Origin of the sequence: Mesorhizobium sp. M1273, from assembly GCF_040318195.1 — a bacterium.
GTDB lineage: Bacteria > Pseudomonadota > Alphaproteobacteria > Rhizobiales > Rhizobiaceae > Mesorhizobium.
This window is the reverse complement of the sequence record NZ_JAMYLV010000018.1, coordinates 82,523-98,677: the sequence shown is the minus strand read 5'-3', so window position 1 is coordinate 98,677 and position 16,155 is coordinate 82,523. Positions and strand designations below refer to the sequence as shown.

Here is a 16,155-nt window from a genome sequence, read left to right as displayed (position 1 = left end):
CTGCCGCCCGCCCGGCTAATGCAGAACGAACTCGCCGTCGACCTTGCGCCATTCGTTCGGCGCGATCAGCTTCTGGTGCGTGTAGCTGACCGAATGCAGCGGGCCTTCGAGCTTGGCCTTCCAGAACTCGATGAAGCGGATCAGCACGGGAAATTTCGGGGCGATGTCGTAATCCTGCCAGATGAAGCTCTGCAGCAGATGCGGATGATCTGGGAAGTGATAAAGAATCTTGGCCGTGGTCAAGCCATAGCCCTTGAGCATCAGGTCCATTTCTGAATGGTCGCGCATTGCCGGTCCCCTGGTTGATTCTCCTTCCTCCCAGCCTGAAATTGTGCACCCCATTTGCTTATTCGTCTATTGATATTTCTGCGATCAAACCAGATTCCTCCCGCAAAAACATGCGCTTAGCAGCCGCCTCACGAGAGTGCTGACACCGCCCGGCAAGGCACCTGCGGCATCCCGCCGCGCGAATCCAACGTCTAATGTTGCCGTCACCGCCGAACTGTTAATAATGCGCGCGAATTCGCGGCCGCATCGCCGCGATCCTGCCGGCGGTCAAGCCGGCGGTTTGGTTTTGGGGAGGAAGGCGAAGAAATGTCCGATGTTCATGTCCATCGCGTCCAGCCGGCGTGGAAGAAGAACGCGCTGATTGACAATGACACCTACCTGAAATGGTACGCCGACAGCGTCAAGAACCCGGACAAGTTCTGGGGCAAGCACGGCAAGCGCATCGACTGGTTCAAGCCCTACAGCAAGGTCAAGAACACGTCCTTCGACGGCAAGGTTTCGATCAAATGGTTCGAGGATGGCCAGACAAACGTTTCGTGGAACTGCATCGACCGGCATCTGAAGAAGCGCGGCGAACAGACCGCCATCATCTGGGAAGGCGACAATCCCTACGACGACAGGAAGATCACCTATAACGAACTTCACGCACGTGTCTGCCGCCTCGCCAATGTGATGAAGAAGCACGGCGTCAAGAAGGGCGACCGCGTCACCATCTACATGCCGATGATCCCGGAGGCCGCTTATGCGATGCTCGCCTGCACGCGCATCGGCGCCATTCATTCGGTTGTCTTCGGCGGCTTTTCGCCGGATGCGCTGGCCGGACGCATCGACGACTGCAAGTCGACCTTCGTCATCACCGCCGACGAAGGCCTGCGCGGCGGCAAGACTATCCCGCTGAAGGAGAACACCGACAAGGCGATCGAGATCGCCGCCAAGGCCGGAACGAAAGTCGAAAAGGTCTTGGTCGTGCGCCGCACCGGCGGCAAGACCGGCTGGGCCGCCGGGCGCGACGTCTGGTACCATGACGAGGTCGCCACGGTTAAGGCCGAATCCAAGCCCGAGAAGATGAACGCCGAGGACCCGCTGTTCATCCTCTACACATCCGGCTCGACCGGCAAGCCGAAGGGCGTGCTGCACACCACCGCCGGCTATCTCGTCTATGTCTCGATGACCCACCAATATGTCTTCGACTATCATGAGGGCGATATCTACTGGTGCACCGCCGATGTCGGCTGGGTCACCGGCCACAGCTATATCGTCTACGGGCCGCTCGCCAACGGCGCCACCACGCTGATGTTCGAAGGCGTGCCGAACTACCCGTCGCAGTCGCGTTTCTGGGACGTGATCGACAAGCACAAGGTCAACATCTTCTACACGGCGCCGACGGCGCTGCGCGCGCTGATGGGCGCCGGCGATGCCCATGTCACCAAAACGTCGCGCAAGTCGCTGCGCGTGCTCGGCACCGTCGGCGAGCCGATCAATCCGGAAGCCTGGGAGTGGTATTTCAACGTCGTCGGCAACGGCAAGGTGCCGATCGTCGACACCTGGTGGCAGACCGAGACCGGCGGCATCATGATCACGCCGGTTCCGGGCGCCACCCACCTCAAGGCGGGTTCGGCGACGCGGCCCTTCTTTGGCGTCAAGCCGCAGCTGGTCGACGCCGACGGCAAGGTACTGGAAGGCGAAGCCAGCGGCAATCTTTGCATTGCCGACTCATGGCCGGGCCAGATGCGCACCGTCTATGGCGATCACGACCGCTTCGTGCAGACCTATTTCTCGACCTACAAGGGCAGGTACTTCACCGGCGACGGCTGCCGCCGCGATGCTGACGGCTACTACTGGATCACCGGCCGCGTCGATGACGTCATCAACGTCTCCGGCCACCGGATGGGCACCGCCGAGGTCGAATCGGCGCTGGTTTCGCATGAGAAGGTCTCGGAGGCCGCCGTCGTCGGCTACCCGCACGATATCAAGGGCCAGGGCATCTACTGCTATGTCACGCTGATGGCCGGCGAGACGCCAAGCGAGGAATTGCGCCAGGAGCTCGTCGCCCATGTCCGCAAGGAGATCGGCGCCATCGCTTCGCCCGACAAGATCCAGTTCGCGCCCGGCCTGCCGAAGACCCGTTCCGGCAAGATCATGCGGCGCATCCTGCGCAAGATCGCCGAGGATGATTTTGCCGCGCTCGGCGACACCTCGACGCTCGCCGACCCGGCAGTCGTCGACGACCTGATCGCCAACCGGCAAAACAAGAAGGGCTGATGCAACCCGCATTGGGCGCCGTCACCGAGCTTTGGCGCTATCCCGCGAGCTCGCTCGCCGGCGAGTTTCAGGAGGCGATCTCCGTCGACTGGTATACCGTCGAAGGCGACCGCCTGTTTGATCTTGTCGATACCTCGACCGATGAAATCGCGCGGCCCGACCGCGAAGCGAAATGGCACAAGGTGCCCCGCATCCGCACCCGGCTGTCGCAGGCCGGCAGGCTGGAGGTCGCCATCCCCGACGGACGCTGGCTTTCGGCACCTGGCGCGCAAAGTGATCGCGCGGTTTCCGCGTATCTCGGCTTTGCGGCTTCCATCCGGCCGTTCCGCCGGGAAAATGCGGCTCCGGATTACCTCGGCCCCCTGCTGACGGAACGCTACGTCAAAACCCCTATTCATCTGCTGACCACCGCCTCACTGGCGCGTTTGAAAGTGCTGCATCCAGAGGGCGCCGCCGACGCGCGCCGCTTCCGCCCCAACATCGTCGTCGATATGCCAGAGGTCGAGGGGTCGTTTCCCGAGACGGAATGGATCGGGTGCAAGCTGGCAATCGGCGACCTGCTCCTGACCATCTCCGAGCCGTGCCGCCGCTGCGGCTTCACCATCATTGGCCAGAACGGGTTCGACCACGACCCGGCAATCCTGCGCAGCCTGGTCCGCCACAACGCCCATAATCTCGGCGTCTACTGCACCGTCGACCGACCGGCCCGCGTCGAGATCGGCGCCACGATGCGCCTCCTGTAGCTATCGATACAAATCCGCCCGCGTCGGCGGCAGGCCGCTCGGGCCGCGCGCGCGCCTGGTGACAACGGTCTGGAAGACCTGCGCCGAGGCGCGTTCGAAGGTGATCGAGCAACCGGTGAGATAAAGCAGCCAGAGCCGCGCCTTGGCTTCGCCGACCTCGGCGATGGCTTCGTCGAAGCGTGCGTGGAGACGCTCTGCCCATAGCCTGCAGGTGCGCGCATAGTGCTCGCGCAAGTTTTCGACGTCGTAGACGAGGAACCCGTGCGCCTCGAGATTGCCGAGCGTCATGCCGATCGTATCGAGTTCGCCGCCCGGAAAAATGTATTTGATCAGCGCCTTGAATTCCGGCCCCTTGCGCAGCGTCTTCTTCAAGCTGCCCTTGTCGCGCCGGGTGATGGCGTGGTGCAGATAGATGCCGCCGGGCTTGAGCAGGCGATGGATCCTCGAGAAATAGGCCGCATGGTTGGCAAGCCCCAGATGCTCGAACATGCCGATCGAGGAGATCTTGTCGAAGGAGCCGGACAGCTCGGCATAGGACTTGATCTCGATGGTGATGCGGTCCTCCAGCCCGGCGGCGCGGATGCGTTCACGGGCGAGTTCGGTCTGTGCTTCCGATAGCGAAACGCCGTGGCCGACGACGCCATAATTCTTCACCGCATGGATGAGCATCGCTCCCCAGCCGCAGCCGATGTCGAGCAATCTGTCGCCGGGCTTCAGGCGAAGCTTGCGGCAGATATGGTCGAGCTTGTCTCTCTGGGCCTGATCGATATCGTTGGCGAAATCCTTGAAGTAGCCGCAGCTATAGATCATGCGCTCGTCGAGGAAGAGCCGGTAGAATGCGTTGGAAATGTCGTAATGATGCTGGATCGCCTCCTTGCTCGAACCGCTGACGAAAGGATTGCGGCCGGAAAGATCGGTTCGCGTCGTCATCTGTTTTCGCGAAAACAGCACCGCCGGCAGGTCGCGCAGGATCGCCAGCTTCGGCAATGTCTTGAGCTTCGTCCTGAGCTTGCCGTGCGTGGGCAAGGCGTAGAAATCGAACAGCGATCCGTCTTCGACGTCGACCGCCTTGGCAATCCACATCTCGATCAGCGTCGATAAAGAGGGCCGACGTACGATCTGCCAGACGATGTCCTGGTCGTTGATAGTGAGCACCGGGCCGGTAGCCGGGCCGATCCGCTCGCCTGTCCACAGCCTCACCGCGAAACCCGGCTTCAGCGTCTCGATGACCGTCCGAACAATCCGGGCCGCTCTCTCGGCTGCCTCCATCCCCGTCCTCCCTTACCCGGCAAATAACGGCCCGGAACAATCGCGGCTCGATCTTGCCTGCCCGATCGGCCGGCCGCAAGCCGCCCGAGTGCACAAGCACGCTTGTTCAGGATTTTCGAGTGCCGCGCCTTGCCATTTGCCGGATGACACCCCATCATGAGGAAGTGTTCAACAAATCGAAAGGAGGTGATCCGATGTCGAGTGATTTCGTTTTCCAGAACGTGGCCTCAGCGGATCGCACTTTCGGGAAGCAGTCTTCCCGTTAAGGCGCGAGATGCGCGGCTGGCGACCAACCGTCGCCGCCAGGAGCCGCGCCATGGACGGAAACACGGAAGGCCGCCGACTTCGCGAGAAGCGGCGGCCTTTTCCTTTTTGGGCTGTTGTCCCTTATTTGGTTACGGTCAACATCTCGACGTTGCGCGCTATGTCCTGGAAAGCCTGGTTGAGTTCGGTTCCATTGGCAGCTTGGTAGAAGTGCTTGATCTTGGCGGTGTCCGGGCTCGCGCAATCTTGGAGCGTGGCCTTGGCATTCGTTTCGTTTAGGTCAAACCCAATAGTGAAGATCTCGATGCCGTTGTCGCGCATGGCAGCGCAAAGTTTCTTGGCGGCCGTGCGGGTCGGCTCCTTGCCGGCATCATTGTAGACGTCGCTCACCGTGCTCGCATCGAAGTAGGACAGGTTGAATTCGCCGTCGGTCATCAGGATCGCGATTTTGGCGACCTTTTTTGGATCCATCTTGGCCGGCCGCTGCGAAGTCCTCATTATGCTCCCCCAGTTCTCCGAGAGCATGTACCAGGTCCACTGTACGCCGATATGGCCGGCAGTGCCGCCGGAGGCGATGAAATTCTTGATGACCGTCTTGAGCGCCGTCGCATCCGCCGTCAGCGGCATCAGCGTGGCGGCCGGGCAGGCGGCGGTGCCGGTTTGCCAGGCGAAGGACGACAGCAGGTAGTCGCGGTTGACCATGCTGGCGTCGGGGCCCGCGTCCGAATATTGGTAGGTCCCCTTGCGTTCGGTGGCGCAATTGTCAGGACGGATGAGGCCCGAGACATACTGCACAGCGTCATTGGCCGGCGCCTGTTTGCGTTGGCTGGCGGTGGTTTCCACATAGACGCTGCTGGCGGCAAGTGTACCGGCATTCACCGAATTGGCATAAGGCACGATGGCAACCCGCACGCGCGGTTTGGAGGTGTCCTGACCGCCCAGGAAGCTGTCGACGGCATTCGCCGCAGCCGTCCGCAGATCGATGATTTTCTGGCCTGCCATCGAGCCGGTCACATCGAGCATCATCGCGACTTCGATCTGCTTGTCCGAATAGAGAGCCGTCGTCGATGCGGGAACGCGCTGCATGCTACCCGTGCTGAAAAGCGGGAAATAATAGCTGATATTGACATGAACGTCTGCCTGAACGGTCCTGGCGGTCTGGTCGACGGTCAGTTTGTCGAGAACGATCTGATTGTCCTGCAGGATACCCGCCGTGCTGTTGGCATCGAGAAAGGCCTGCACCGATTTGCTGGCTTCGGCCTCGCTGATAACGCCGGTCGTCAGGTCGCGGGCCGTCGAGGTGACCGCCGCATCGACGACGCCTTGCAGGCTCGATTTCACATTGTAGAGTTGGGATACGTTGACGGCAAAGCCGACACTCAGCGCCAGTACTGAGCCGATTATACCAAACAGGACCGCGAAATTTCCGCTGCGATCCCCGGCAAAGCCGCCGATCGCCTGAACAAGACCCCCGAAACGCCGCATTCTTTCCGCCTCCATTCGCTACAGCCTGCAGCTGTCCGAACGCGCATTGCAGGAATCCGGCCGGATCGCGCCGCCGGGCGCGGGAAAGCGAGCGGCCCCCGCTCAGGCCATTGTTTCCAAACGGTTTCGAGCGGCGACAAGGTAAACAGCGGGTAAACGAAAGCCGCGTCGGCACGGCTTTGTTCAAAAAGCGCTTACCAAGATTCGGGCTCGCAATTCGAGACGGCTGGACTGCGTCCCAATCCGGTACAGACGAGATGTATCGAACAGGATCAGTGCTGCCGCAGTGGCGGCAGGTGGAAATCCGGACTGCGAATGTGTCCGAAGATCAGGCCAGCATCCGTGCGCTGACGGTCTTGTCGACGCCGCGATAGGGCGGCTTGAACAGATTGCCTTCCTGCTCGTGGGTCCAGACCTTGAACAGGCTGAGCCGATGCGGGCCGAAACTGTGCAGCAGCGGCACGTCGGTGGCGTCGCGGCCGCGGGCTATGACGACGCGGCCGATCCTCGGCACATTGTGGCGAGGATCGAAGGTGTACCATCTGCCGTCGAGGAACACTTCCACCCAGGCCGAGAAATCCATCGGCGCCGGATCGGCGGGCACGCCGATATCGCCGAGATAGCCGTTCACGTAGCGGGCCGGGATGTTCATGCAGCGGCAGAGCGTGATCGCCAGATGGGCAAAGTCGCGGCAGACGCCGACGCGCTCCTCATGCGCCTGCGCCGCCGTGCGGGTCGAGCGCGCATAGCCGTAGCCGAAGGACAGGCGGTTGTGGACATAGTCGACGATCGCCTGCACCCGCGCCCAGCCCGGCGGAAGCTGGCCGAAAAGTTGCCAGGCCAGGTCGCCGAGATGGTCGGTCTCGCAGTAACGGCTGCCGAGCAGATAGCCGAGCACCTCGTCCGGCAATTCGGCAACCGGGACTTCCCTGGCCAGCGTGTTGACTTCGTCCGTCTCGCCGCTGTCCTCGACCACCGCGTCATAAAGGATGCGAAAGCTTCCGGCCGGCGCCGTGAAGCGGCGGCAGCTATTGCCGAAAAGATCGTGGTAGACCCTGGTCGGAACCGACGGCGACGTCAGCACGCGCGTCTGCCGCTTGATGTCGGCCTGGCGATCCCGATGGATCTCGAGCAGCGAAACAATCGGCGTGGCTGCAGCGCATTCAATGGCAATTTCATAGCCGAGCCTGATCAGCATCGCCGTCCCCCTACGATCGTCATGGAAGATAGTGCTGGTCAACGCAGGAGAGTGTGCGGCGGTTCCTTGTGGTCGTCAAAAACGGCGCCTCGCGGCTTCCCATACGGACGCGGCAACGTTACGGTCGATCGACACGCGTCTTTCGAAATAATTCCTCCAAAATGACCCCGGGAAACCGATGTTCGCAGGCAGAAAATTCGCGGCCTTCCTGTTCGATATGGACGGCACGATTCTCAATTCGATCGCCGCGGCGGAAAGGGTCTGGGCAGCGTGGGCGCATCGGCAAGGTCTTGACGTCGCCGCATTCCTGCCGACCATCCACGGCGTGCGGGCGATCGAGACCATCGGCCGGCTGGCGCTCCCAGGCGTCGATCCTGCCCGCGAAGCCGAATCGCTTTTGCAGGCCGAGGCGGCCGATGTCGAGGGCATTCGCCCGATTGCCGGCGCCGCGGCCTTCTTGGCGTCGCTGCCGCCTGGAAGCTGGGCGATCGCCACTTCGGCACCGCGCGAACTTGCCTTGCTGCGCCTGCAGGCCGCCGGCATTCCGGCTCCCGCCGTGATCGTCGCGGCGGAGGACGTGGCCCGCGGCAAGCCGGCGCCCGACTGCTTCCGGCTGGCGGCCGCACGGCTCGGCGTCGATGTGCGCGACTGCCTCGTCTTCGAGGACGCGCCCGCCGGCATAGCGGCAGCCGAAGCCGCGGGCGCTGCAATCGTGGTGATCAGCGCCACGCACCGGCATCCGTTGCAGACGCCGCATGCCGCCATCACCGGCTATGGCGCGATCGGCATCGCCGTCGATGACAACGGCTGGATTGCCATCGAAGCGGAACGGACCGCACAGCCTGCTTAACTAGCATCCTGCTTGCGCTAAAAGTCGCTGGTCAGGCCCTTGACCTCCCAGTCGCCATAGCGGCCAGGCTCCTTGCCGCCGCGCCCGCCGATCTCCCTCGGCAGCGTGGCTTCCTGCTCGCGATATTTCTCCCGCCGGGCCTCGGCCTCGACCAAGGCGCGCCTGGCTGCCGGGATCAGCGGCTTTTGCGGCGAGCCGTTAGCATGCGTTTGGCTGGTTTTGTCGATCATGCGATCTTCCGCTAGATTGAAACAGGCCCCGATTGAAACGGGAACCGCTGTTTCCCATCATATAGCGATGGGCCCACAAGGATCGACCCCTTTGTTGGGCCCAAATGGAGCAGACGATGAACACCCTTCGCACCGCCATGCTTTTGGCTGCAATGACGGCCCTGTTCATGGGCGTCGGCTATCTGGTCGGCGGATCCGGCGGCATGATGATCGCCTTGCTGATCGCCGCCGGCACCAATTTGTTCAGCTATTGGAACGCCGACAAGATGGTGCTGTCGATGCACCGTGCGATCGAAGTCGACGAACGCAACGCGCCTGAATATTACGCCATCGTGCAGGGTCTCGCGCAACGTGCCGGCCTGCCGATGCCGAGAACCTATCTCATCGACAATCCGCAGCCCAATGCCTTCGCCACCGGCCGCAATCCGCAAAATGCCGCTGTCGCCGCCAGCACCGGCCTGCTCGAGCGGCTATCGCATGAAGAAGTCGCGGCGGTGATGGCGCACGAGCTCGCCCATGTGCAGCACCGCGACACGCTGACCATGACGATCGTCGCCACCTTTGCCGGCGCAATTTCGATGCTCGGCAATTTCGCCTTCTTTTTCGGCGGCAACCGCGACAACAACAATTCCTTCGGCATCGTCGGCGTGCTGGTGGCAATGATCGTCGCGCCTTTGGCCGCCATGATCGTGCAGATGGCGGTGAGCCGCACCCGCGAATATGAGGCCGACCGGCGCGGTGCCGAAATCTGTGGACACCCGCTGTGGCTCGCCTCGGCGCTTGACAAGATCGCGCGGGGCGCCGAACGCATCCGCAACCCGGATGCCGAGCGCAATCCGGCAACCGCCCATCTCTTCATCATCAATCCTCTTTCCGGCGAGCGTATGGACAGTTTGTTTTCCACTCACCCGAGCACAGAAAACCGCATCGCCGCGTTGCAGAGGATGGCGAGCGAAATGGCCGGCGCACCCGAAGCGGCCGCGACGCCAAGGCCGGCGCCGGAAGGGACCGGGCAGCCGTCTGGTCCGTGGGACAGGGCCGCGCGGCCCGAGAGGCCGGCTGAGCCGGCCAAGCCGAGACCCAATCCCTGGGGACGCAATCCGACCGGCCCCAAAGGTCCGTGGTCGTGAGTTCAGCGAAGCGCCGGCACGGAATTTCAGGCGATCGTGAACACAATTCGAGCGGCGAGGCCGTAGCCGGTCTCGCCGCGCGCAAGGCAGCCGCGCGGCTGCTTGCCGCCGTCATCGACGCGAGGACGCCGCTCGACGGGCTGACCGACCATGAGAACGGTCATCCACAATACAAGGCGCTCGACCTGCGCGACCGCGCTTTGGTGCGCGCCATTCTGGTCACCGCCCTGCGCTACCGCATGACCATATCAGGCCTTTTGGCCCGTCGCCTGGAAAAGCCGCTACCGCCCAACGCCACGGCGCTTTTGCACATTTTGCATGTGGCGGCAGCGCAGATCCTGTTCCTCGATGTTCCCGACAGCGCCGCCGTCGACCTCGCCGTGACACACGCCAAGTCCGATCCGCGCACGGCGCGCTTTTCCGGCCTCGTCAACGGCGTGCTGCGCACGCTGGCGCGGGCCAAGCAGGACGAGCTCGCCGCAGCACTTGCCGCTACCGACGAGGCGCCAAAATGGTTTTCCGACCGTTTGAAAACAGTCTACGGCCTCGACAAGGCCAGGCAGATACTGCTCGCCCATCGCCATGAGGCACCGGTCGACTTCTCGGTCAAGTCGGACCCGGCGCTGTGGGCCGAACGGCTCGGCGGCTTTGTCCTGCCGACCGGCACGGTGCGGGTGGAAAAGCTCAGCGCTTCCGTGACCGAACTGCCCGGCTTTGGGGAAGGCGCCTGGTGGGTTCAGGATGCAGCGGCCAGCCTGCCGGCCCGGCTGTTCGGCGACATCAATGGTTTGCGAATCGCCGACCTCTGTGCCGCGCCGGGCGGCAAGACCGCCCAGCTGATCCTCGCCGACGCCCACGTCACCGCGCTCGACATGTCCAAAACGCGGCTGGCACGGCTGACGCAGAACCTCGAACGGCTCGGTCTGGCCGCCGAGATCGTCCAGGCCGATCTGCTCAAATACGAGCCGAAGGACCTCTTCGATGCGGTCCTCCTCGACGCACCTTGCTCTTCGACCGGCACGGTGCGGCGGCATCCCGACGTCCCCTGGACGAAGACGGCGGCCGACGTCGAAAAACTGGCCAACCTGCAACGCCGGCTGCTTGCCCGCGCCGTCACCCTGGTCAAGCCTGGTGGACGCATCGTCTTTTCCAACTGTTCGCTCGATCCACTGGAAGGCGAAGAGCTCTATCGCGACTTTCTCGCCGGCAATGCGGAGATTGTCGACGACCCGCTTCGGCCGGGTGAGATCGCCGGCATCGACCCGTTTCTGACGCCGCAAGGCACGTTGCGCACCACGCCTGCCGATCTGGAGCTAGGCTCGCCGGGCCGCTCCGGGCTGGACGGCTTCTTCGCCGCCCGCATGCGCAGAGCCGGCTAAGGGCCGATCCTGAAGCGCCGTCCGGCTTCTTGGGGCGAGGAGGCATGGAAAACAGGCTGAACGGCCCCACTGCCGCGGAATTCGCCTTCGCACAAGTTCTTGAATCATATAAACTTGTGCTTGGGTGAGGACGATCAGGAGGGGTTTTGGCAATCGCTGCCGGTAACACGACGCGTCTGTGGACGCTTGTCGCGAGGGAGTTCTGGCGCAAGACGCGCCGGCGCTTGCGCGCCGGGCCACTCTATCGCTGGCGCTACTCAGGCCGCACGCCGGAGCGCGTCCTGATCGCCCCACCGGACCTGCGGCTCGCCGATCCTCAGATCGCGCTCGAGATCTATTACGGCCGCTATCCGCTTTCGGGGCATCTGGTCGAGACCGGCGGCAAATCGCCCTTCCAGATCGACGTGCCCAATCCCGGCTGGCAAAAAACGCTGCATGGCTTTCGCTGGCTGCGGCATATGCGTGCCGCCGGCACCGAGCTAGCCGCCGCCAACGCGCGGGCGTTGGTTTCCGACTGGATTGCAATCCATGGCAGCCATATTTCCGGCGTCGCCTGGGAGCCCGGCACGACGGCCAAGCGTGTCATTGCCTGGCTGCAGCATTCCTCGATCGTGTTGCAGGGCGCCGAATTTCCGTTCTACCGCGCGTTCTTGAAATCGCTCGCCGTCCAGATCCGCTATCTGCGCGCCATGGTGCGCGAGATGCCGGACGGCAAGGACCGGCTGCGCGCCCGCATTGCGCTGGCCTTTGCCGCTTTGTCGCTGCCGGCGCCGGCCTCGGCGCTACGCGGTGCTACCCGCAATCTCGCCGAGGAGCTCGACCGCCAGATCCTGCCTGACGGCGGCCATATCTCGCGCAATCCGATGGCCGTGCTTGAAATCCTCGCCGACCTTCTGCCGTTGCGCCAGACATACGCCAATCAGGCCGAGACACCGCCTGCCGCCCTGATCGGCGCCATCGACCGGATGCTGCCGGCATTGCGCTTCTTTCGCCATCAGGACGGCAGCCTCGCCCGCTTCAACGGCATGGGCGCCACCATTCACGACCGTATCGCCAGCATCCTGCATCACGACGACACCGCCGGCGCACCGTTGCTGCACGCGCCGCATTCGGGTTATGAGCGCCTGTCGATGGGCGGTGTCACTGTGATCGCCGATACCGGCCCGCCGCCCCCTGTCGACGTATCCAATGCCGCTCACGCCGGATGCCTCGCCTTCGAATTGTCGTCGGGCCGCCAGCACTATATCGTCAACGCCGGAATAGACACTTATGGCGCCGCCGAGTTCCGGCCGCTTGCCCGCGCCACCGCCGCCCACTCGACCGCCACCATCAACGACACGTCGTCGGCGCGCTTCAATCACTCCTTGCGCGTCAACGACCTGCTCGGCACGCCTTTGATCGGCGGGCCGCAGCATGTGCCTTGCAAGCGCACCGACCAGAAGGGCAGCCAGGGCTTCATCGCCCGCCATGACGGCTATGCAGCGCGCTTCGGCTTCCTGCATGAGCGCGAGCTGAAATTATCGACCGAAGGCAATGTGTTTGCCGGCAGGGACCGTTTCCTGCGCCCGGGCGGCGCTTCTATCCGCAACAATGGCCGTGACTTCGTCACGGTGCGTTTCCATGTCCATCCCGATATTAGCCTGCTCCAGGATGAGCATGACCGTCTGGTGCTGGCCGCCGACCATGCCGACACCTGGGTGTTTACCTCTACCGAAGTGGTGCCCGAGGTCGAGGAATCGATCTATTTCGCAGGGCTTGGCGGCCCGCGCCGCAGCCGCCAGATCGTGCTTGCGTTCAAGGCCTCGGAAATTTCGGAGGTCCACTGGCAATTGACGCGCACCATCATCGCCGGCCGTCCGGAAAAAGCTGAAGCCGGTGGCAACGGCAGACACTGATCAAGTCTTGCGGCTTGATTTCCGGGCCTCATATGCTACGGCCCGCGGACGCTCTCCAACCAGAACTGGAAAGGCCGCCAGCCCATGGCCGTCGCCGCCAAGAACATTCCCGCGCCCGACCTTGTACCCATCCGTCGCGCGCTCCTTTCCGTCTTTGATAAGACCGGCCTGATCGATTTCGCCAGGGCGCTGGCTTCGGCCGGCGTCGAGCTAGTCTCGACCGGCGGCACCGCAAGGGCGCTTGCCGAGGCAGGCATGGCGGTGCGCGACGTGTCCGAGCTCACCGGCTTTCCCGAGATCATGGACGGCCGCGTCAAGACGCTGCACCCGTCGGTGCATGGCGCACTGCTTGGCGTGCGCGACGATCCCGAGCACGCCGCAGCGATGCGCGACCACGGCATCGAGCCGATCGATCTCGTCGTCTCCAATCTCTATCCGTTCGAAGAGGTGCGTCGCTCCGGCGCCGACTACGCGGCGATCGTCGAGAACATCGACATCGGCGGCCCGGCGATGATCCGTGCCTCGGCCAAGAACCACGCCTATGTCGGCATCGTCACCGATCCCGATGACTATGCCTCGGTGCTCAACGCGCTGGAGATGAATTTCGGCTCGTTGTCGCTGGATTTCCGCAAGAAGCTGGCAGCCAAGGCCTTTGCCCGCACCGCCACCTACGATGCGGCGATCTCGGGATGGTTCGCCGAGGCGCTTGAGATCGAGCATCCGACATGGCGCGCCTTCGGCGGCAAGCTGCAGTCGGTGATGCGCTATGGCGAAAACCCGCATCAGGGCGCCGGCTTCTATGTCAACGGCGACAGGCGGCCGGGCGTCGCCACGGCGCGCCAGCTTCAGGGCAAGCAGCTTTCCTACAACAACATCAACGACACCGACGCTGCCTTCGAGCTGGTCGGCGAGTTCGACCCGTCGCGCTCCGCAGCAATTGCCATCATCAAGCACGCCAACCCGTGCGGCGTCGCTGAGGACGCTTCGCTGCAGGCGGCCTATGCCAAGGCGCTGGCCTGCGATCCGGTCTCGGCCTTCGGCGGCATCGTCGCCATGAACCGCATCCTCGATGCCGGAACCGCCGAAGAGATCGTCAAGACCTTTACCGAAGTGATCATCGCACCGGAGGCGTCCGAAGAAGCAGTGCGCATCATTGCCGCCAAGAAGAACCTACGCCTGCTGGTCACCGGCGGCCTGCCCGACCCGCGCGCGGCGGGCCTTGGCTTGAAATCGGTTGCTGGCGGTTTGCTGGTTCAGGGCCGCGACAACGCGGTGGTGGATGACCTCGAGCTGAAAGTGGTGACCAGGCGCGCTCCGACTCCGGCCGAATTGGCCGATCTGAAATTCGCTTTTCGCGTGGCAAAGCACGTCAAGTCGAACGCCATCGTCTATGCCAGGGATGGCGCTACAGTCGGCATCGGCGCTGGCCAGATGAGCCGGGTCGATTCCTCGCGCATCGCGGCGCGCAAGGCGCTCGACGCCGCCGAGGCTGCCGGCCTGACGGAGCCCTTGACCGGGGGCTCGGTCGTCGCCTCGGATGCCTTTTTCCCGTTCGCGGATGGGCTTTTGTCGGCAATCGAAGCCGGCGCCACAGCCGTTATCCAGCCCGGCGGCTCGATGCGCGACGACGATGTCATCGCCGCCGCCGACGCTCACGGCATTGCCATGGTCTTCACCGGAGTGAGGCATTTCCGGCATTGAACGCGTTACCCCCGCTGTGGGAGAAGGCAAGAGCAGCTCACTCCGCCGGCCGATCCGCCGGATAGGGCGTGCCGATCAGGATTGCCATGCCGGCGCCAAGGAACAGCACGATCGCCGCCATGCCGAGCCGCGCCGAGCCGCTGGCCAGGGTGATCGTGGCCACCATGAAGGGTGCGGCAAAACTGGTTGCCCGGCCGGCCAGCGCATAGATGCCGAAATAGCGGCCCGATTCGGCAGCGGAGACGCTGCGCGCCATGTAGGAGCGCGACGATGCCTGCACCGGCCCGAAAGCAAGCCCGATCAGCAGGCCGTAGAAAATGTAGGCTTTTTCCGCCGCCGTGCCGAACAATCCGCCGCCGTCCAGTCCGGGCATCACCCAGGCGCCGAACAGCGTATAGCCCGGGCCGGTCGAGACGATGCCGAGCGTAGCGATGCTTAGCATGACCAGCGAAATCATCACTATGGTCTTGGAACCCAGTGCTGTGTCGAGGCGTGCGGCAACCAGGCAGCCGACGATGGCAACGACGTTGAGGATGATGCCGAACAGGCCGATCTCGGTAATCGACCAATGGAACATTGCCGCCGCAAACGTTCCGCCCAGCGCCAGCAGTGCATTGACGCCGTCCTGATAGATCATGCGGGCGATGAGAAAGCGAAAAATGCCGCTGCGCTTGCGCACTTCGGCCAGCGTCGACTTCAGTTCCGACAGGCCTTCGCGCACCGCCGGCCCGATTGGAATGCCTTTGATCGCATCAGGCGTGAAGAAGAACATCGGCAGGATGAACAGGAAATACCAGGCCGCCGACAACGGTCCGGTGGCGCGCGCGTCCTCGCCGAGCCTGGGGTCGAGGCCGAAGATCGGGTCGAGCCCAACGACGGTCTTGCCGGTTTCAGGCGAGCCGGCCATGACGGTAACGACGAAGATCAGTGCGATCATGCCGCCGAGATAGCCGAGTCCCCAGGCCATGTTCGAGATCCTGCCGATGTCGCTCTTCGGCACCAGGCGGGGCATCATCGAATCGTTGAAGACAGTCGAGAATTCCGCCGCGACCGACGCCAGCGAGAACAACACCACGACCAGAAAAAGATTAGAGCCGGGCGCGGCGAACCACAGCAGGGTGAGGCAGGTGATCTTGACCGCGGCGAAGAAGGCTATCCACGGTTTGCGTGGTCCGGTCTGATCGGCGATCGAGCCGAGGACCGGCGACAAAACGGCAATGACGACGCCGGCGGCGGCAATGCCGTAGCCCCAGGCCGCTTGCCCGGTCTCTGGATTGCTGGCCATGCGCGAGACGAAATAAGGACCGAAGATGAAGGTGGTAACGACCGTGAAAAACGGCTGTGCCGCCCAGTCGAACAGCATCCATCCCCAGATGCCGCGTCCCGATGCCCGCTGCACTGCCATCTCAGCCATGTCCCCTCCGCTGGAGCTTGCTTCATGCCGATCGAATCGGAATGATG

13 protein-coding genes are annotated in these 16,155 nt (G+C 63.4%); 7 read left to right on the top strand and 6 right to left on the bottom strand.

The genetic code is table 11. The annotated features are described in order from the left end of the window. Positions 1-15: 15 nt before the first annotated feature. On the bottom strand, positions 16-288 hold the full coding sequence (locus NKH30_RS19855) for an usg protein (RefSeq protein ID WP_023678111.1): 273 nt from the start codon (positions 286-288) through the stop codon (positions 16-18). A gap of 306 nt (positions 289-594) precedes the next feature. On the opposite strand from NKH30_RS19855, the gene acs reads away from it, so the two are divergent. Continuing rightward, a complete protein-coding gene (gene acs / locus NKH30_RS19850; protein ID WP_352996673.1) occupies positions 595-2,550 on the top strand; it encodes an acetate--CoA ligase in 1,956 nt (651 codons plus the stop codon). Next, complete coding sequence (locus NKH30_RS19845) at positions 2,550-3,293, top strand: MOSC domain-containing protein (RefSeq protein ID WP_352996671.1); 744 nt, start codon at positions 2,550-2,552, stop codon at positions 3,291-3,293. The genes acs and NKH30_RS19845 overlap by 1 nt, the downstream gene beginning before the upstream one ends. Here NKH30_RS19845 and NKH30_RS19840 read toward each other — a convergent pair whose 3' ends face one another. The 3 genes from NKH30_RS19840 to NKH30_RS19830 all read right to left on the bottom strand — a co-directional run bounded on the left by NKH30_RS19840 (position 3,294) and on the right by NKH30_RS19830 (position 7,509). Next, positions 3,294-4,562, bottom strand: coding sequence for a class I SAM-dependent methyltransferase (locus NKH30_RS19840; RefSeq protein ID WP_352996669.1), 1,269 nt, complete (start codon positions 4,560-4,562; stop codon positions 3,294-3,296). Positions 4,563-4,949: 387 nt separating this feature from the next. Next, positions 4,950-6,311: a pilus assembly protein TadG-related protein gene (locus tag NKH30_RS19835; RefSeq protein WP_352996667.1), complete on the bottom strand. Its 1,362-nt coding sequence runs from the start codon at positions 6,309-6,311 to the stop codon at positions 4,950-4,952. A 328-nt stretch (positions 6,312-6,639) separates the two neighbouring features. Beyond that, positions 6,640-7,509 (bottom strand): transglutaminase-like domain-containing protein, encoded by an 870-nt coding sequence (locus tag NKH30_RS19830; RefSeq protein ID WP_352979075.1) that lies wholly within the window; start codon positions 7,507-7,509, stop codon positions 6,640-6,642. Between the two features lie 178 nt (positions 7,510-7,687). On the opposite strand from NKH30_RS19830, the gene NKH30_RS19825 reads away from it, so the two are divergent. After that, entirely contained in the window at positions 7,688-8,359 is a 672-nt protein-coding gene (locus NKH30_RS19825; RefSeq protein WP_352451228.1) for an HAD-IA family hydrolase, read from the top strand. A 17-nt stretch (positions 8,360-8,376) separates the two neighbouring features. Here the strand turns inward: NKH30_RS19825 and NKH30_RS19820 are convergent, their stop codons facing one another. Continuing rightward, positions 8,377-8,589, bottom strand: coding sequence for a DUF1674 domain-containing protein (locus NKH30_RS19820; protein WP_352772133.1), 213 nt, complete (start codon positions 8,587-8,589; stop codon positions 8,377-8,379). Positions 8,590-8,705: 116 nt separating this feature from the next. Between NKH30_RS19820 and htpX the strand changes: the two genes are divergently transcribed. The 4 genes from htpX (at position 8,706) to purH (ending at position 14,694) form a co-directional block, all read left to right on the top strand. Further along, positions 8,706-9,719 carry a zinc metalloprotease HtpX gene (htpX, locus tag NKH30_RS19815; protein WP_352540910.1) on the top strand — a complete coding sequence of 338 codons (1,014 nt, stop codon included), beginning with the start codon at positions 8,706-8,708 and terminating at the stop codon, positions 9,717-9,719. Continuing rightward, the gene (locus NKH30_RS19810) at positions 9,710-11,098 is read left to right on the top strand and encodes an RsmB/NOP family class I SAM-dependent RNA methyltransferase (RefSeq protein ID WP_352996665.1); all 1,389 of its coding nucleotides are present in this window, start codon (positions 9,710-9,712) and stop codon (positions 11,096-11,098) included. Before htpX ends, NKH30_RS19810 begins: the two co-directional genes overlap by 10 nt. 146 nt (positions 11,099-11,244) lie before the next feature. Further along, complete coding sequence (locus NKH30_RS19805; RefSeq protein ID WP_352540908.1) at positions 11,245-12,993, top strand: heparinase II/III family protein; 1,749 nt, start codon at positions 11,245-11,247, stop codon at positions 12,991-12,993. A gap of 84 nt (positions 12,994-13,077) precedes the next feature. Further along, positions 13,078-14,694, top strand: a complete 1,617-nt coding sequence (purH, locus tag NKH30_RS19800; RefSeq protein ID WP_352540907.1) for a bifunctional phosphoribosylaminoimidazolecarboxamide formyltransferase/IMP cyclohydrolase — start codon at positions 13,078-13,080, stop codon at positions 14,692-14,694. A 37-nt stretch (positions 14,695-14,731) separates the two neighbouring features. Here purH and NKH30_RS19795 read toward each other — a convergent pair whose 3' ends face one another. Next, positions 14,732-16,108 (bottom strand): MFS transporter, encoded by a 1,377-nt coding sequence (locus NKH30_RS19795; protein WP_352540906.1) that lies wholly within the window; start codon positions 16,106-16,108, stop codon positions 14,732-14,734. Positions 16,109-16,155 lie beyond the last annotated feature (47 nt).

Bases quoted from the DNA above. Each gene is read 5' to 3' on its own strand.
- NKH30_RS19855 (WP_023678111.1), bottom strand. From the start codon at position 288: ATGCGCGACCATTCAGAAATGGACCTGATGCTCAAGGGCTATGGCTTG.
- acs (WP_352996673.1), top strand. From the start codon at position 595: ATGTCCGATGTTCATGTCCATCGCGTCCAGCCGGCGTGGAAGAAGAAC.
- NKH30_RS19845 (WP_352996671.1), top strand. From the start codon at position 2,550: ATGCAACCCGCATTGGGCGCCGTCACCGAGCTTTGGCGCTATCCCGCG.
- NKH30_RS19840 (WP_352996669.1), bottom strand. From the start codon at position 4,562: ATGGAGGCAGCCGAGAGAGCGGCCCGGATTGTTCGGACGGTCATCGAG.
- NKH30_RS19835 (WP_352996667.1), bottom strand. From the start codon at position 6,311: ATGCGGCGTTTCGGGGGTCTTGTTCAGGCGATCGGCGGCTTTGCCGGG.
- NKH30_RS19830 (WP_352979075.1), bottom strand. From the start codon at position 7,509: ATGCTGATCAGGCTCGGCTATGAAATTGCCATTGAATGCGCTGCAGCC.
- NKH30_RS19825 (WP_352451228.1), top strand. From the start codon at position 7,688: ATGTTCGCAGGCAGAAAATTCGCGGCCTTCCTGTTCGATATGGACGGC.
- NKH30_RS19820 (WP_352772133.1), bottom strand. From the start codon at position 8,589: ATGATCGACAAAACCAGCCAAACGCATGCTAACGGCTCGCCGCAAAAG.
- htpX (WP_352540910.1), top strand. From the start codon at position 8,706: ATGAACACCCTTCGCACCGCCATGCTTTTGGCTGCAATGACGGCCCTG.
- purH (WP_352540907.1), top strand. From the start codon at position 13,078: ATGGCCGTCGCCGCCAAGAACATTCCCGCGCCCGACCTTGTACCCATC.
- NKH30_RS19795 (WP_352540906.1), bottom strand. From the start codon at position 16,108: ATGGCTGAGATGGCAGTGCAGCGGGCATCGGGACGCGGCATCTGGGGA.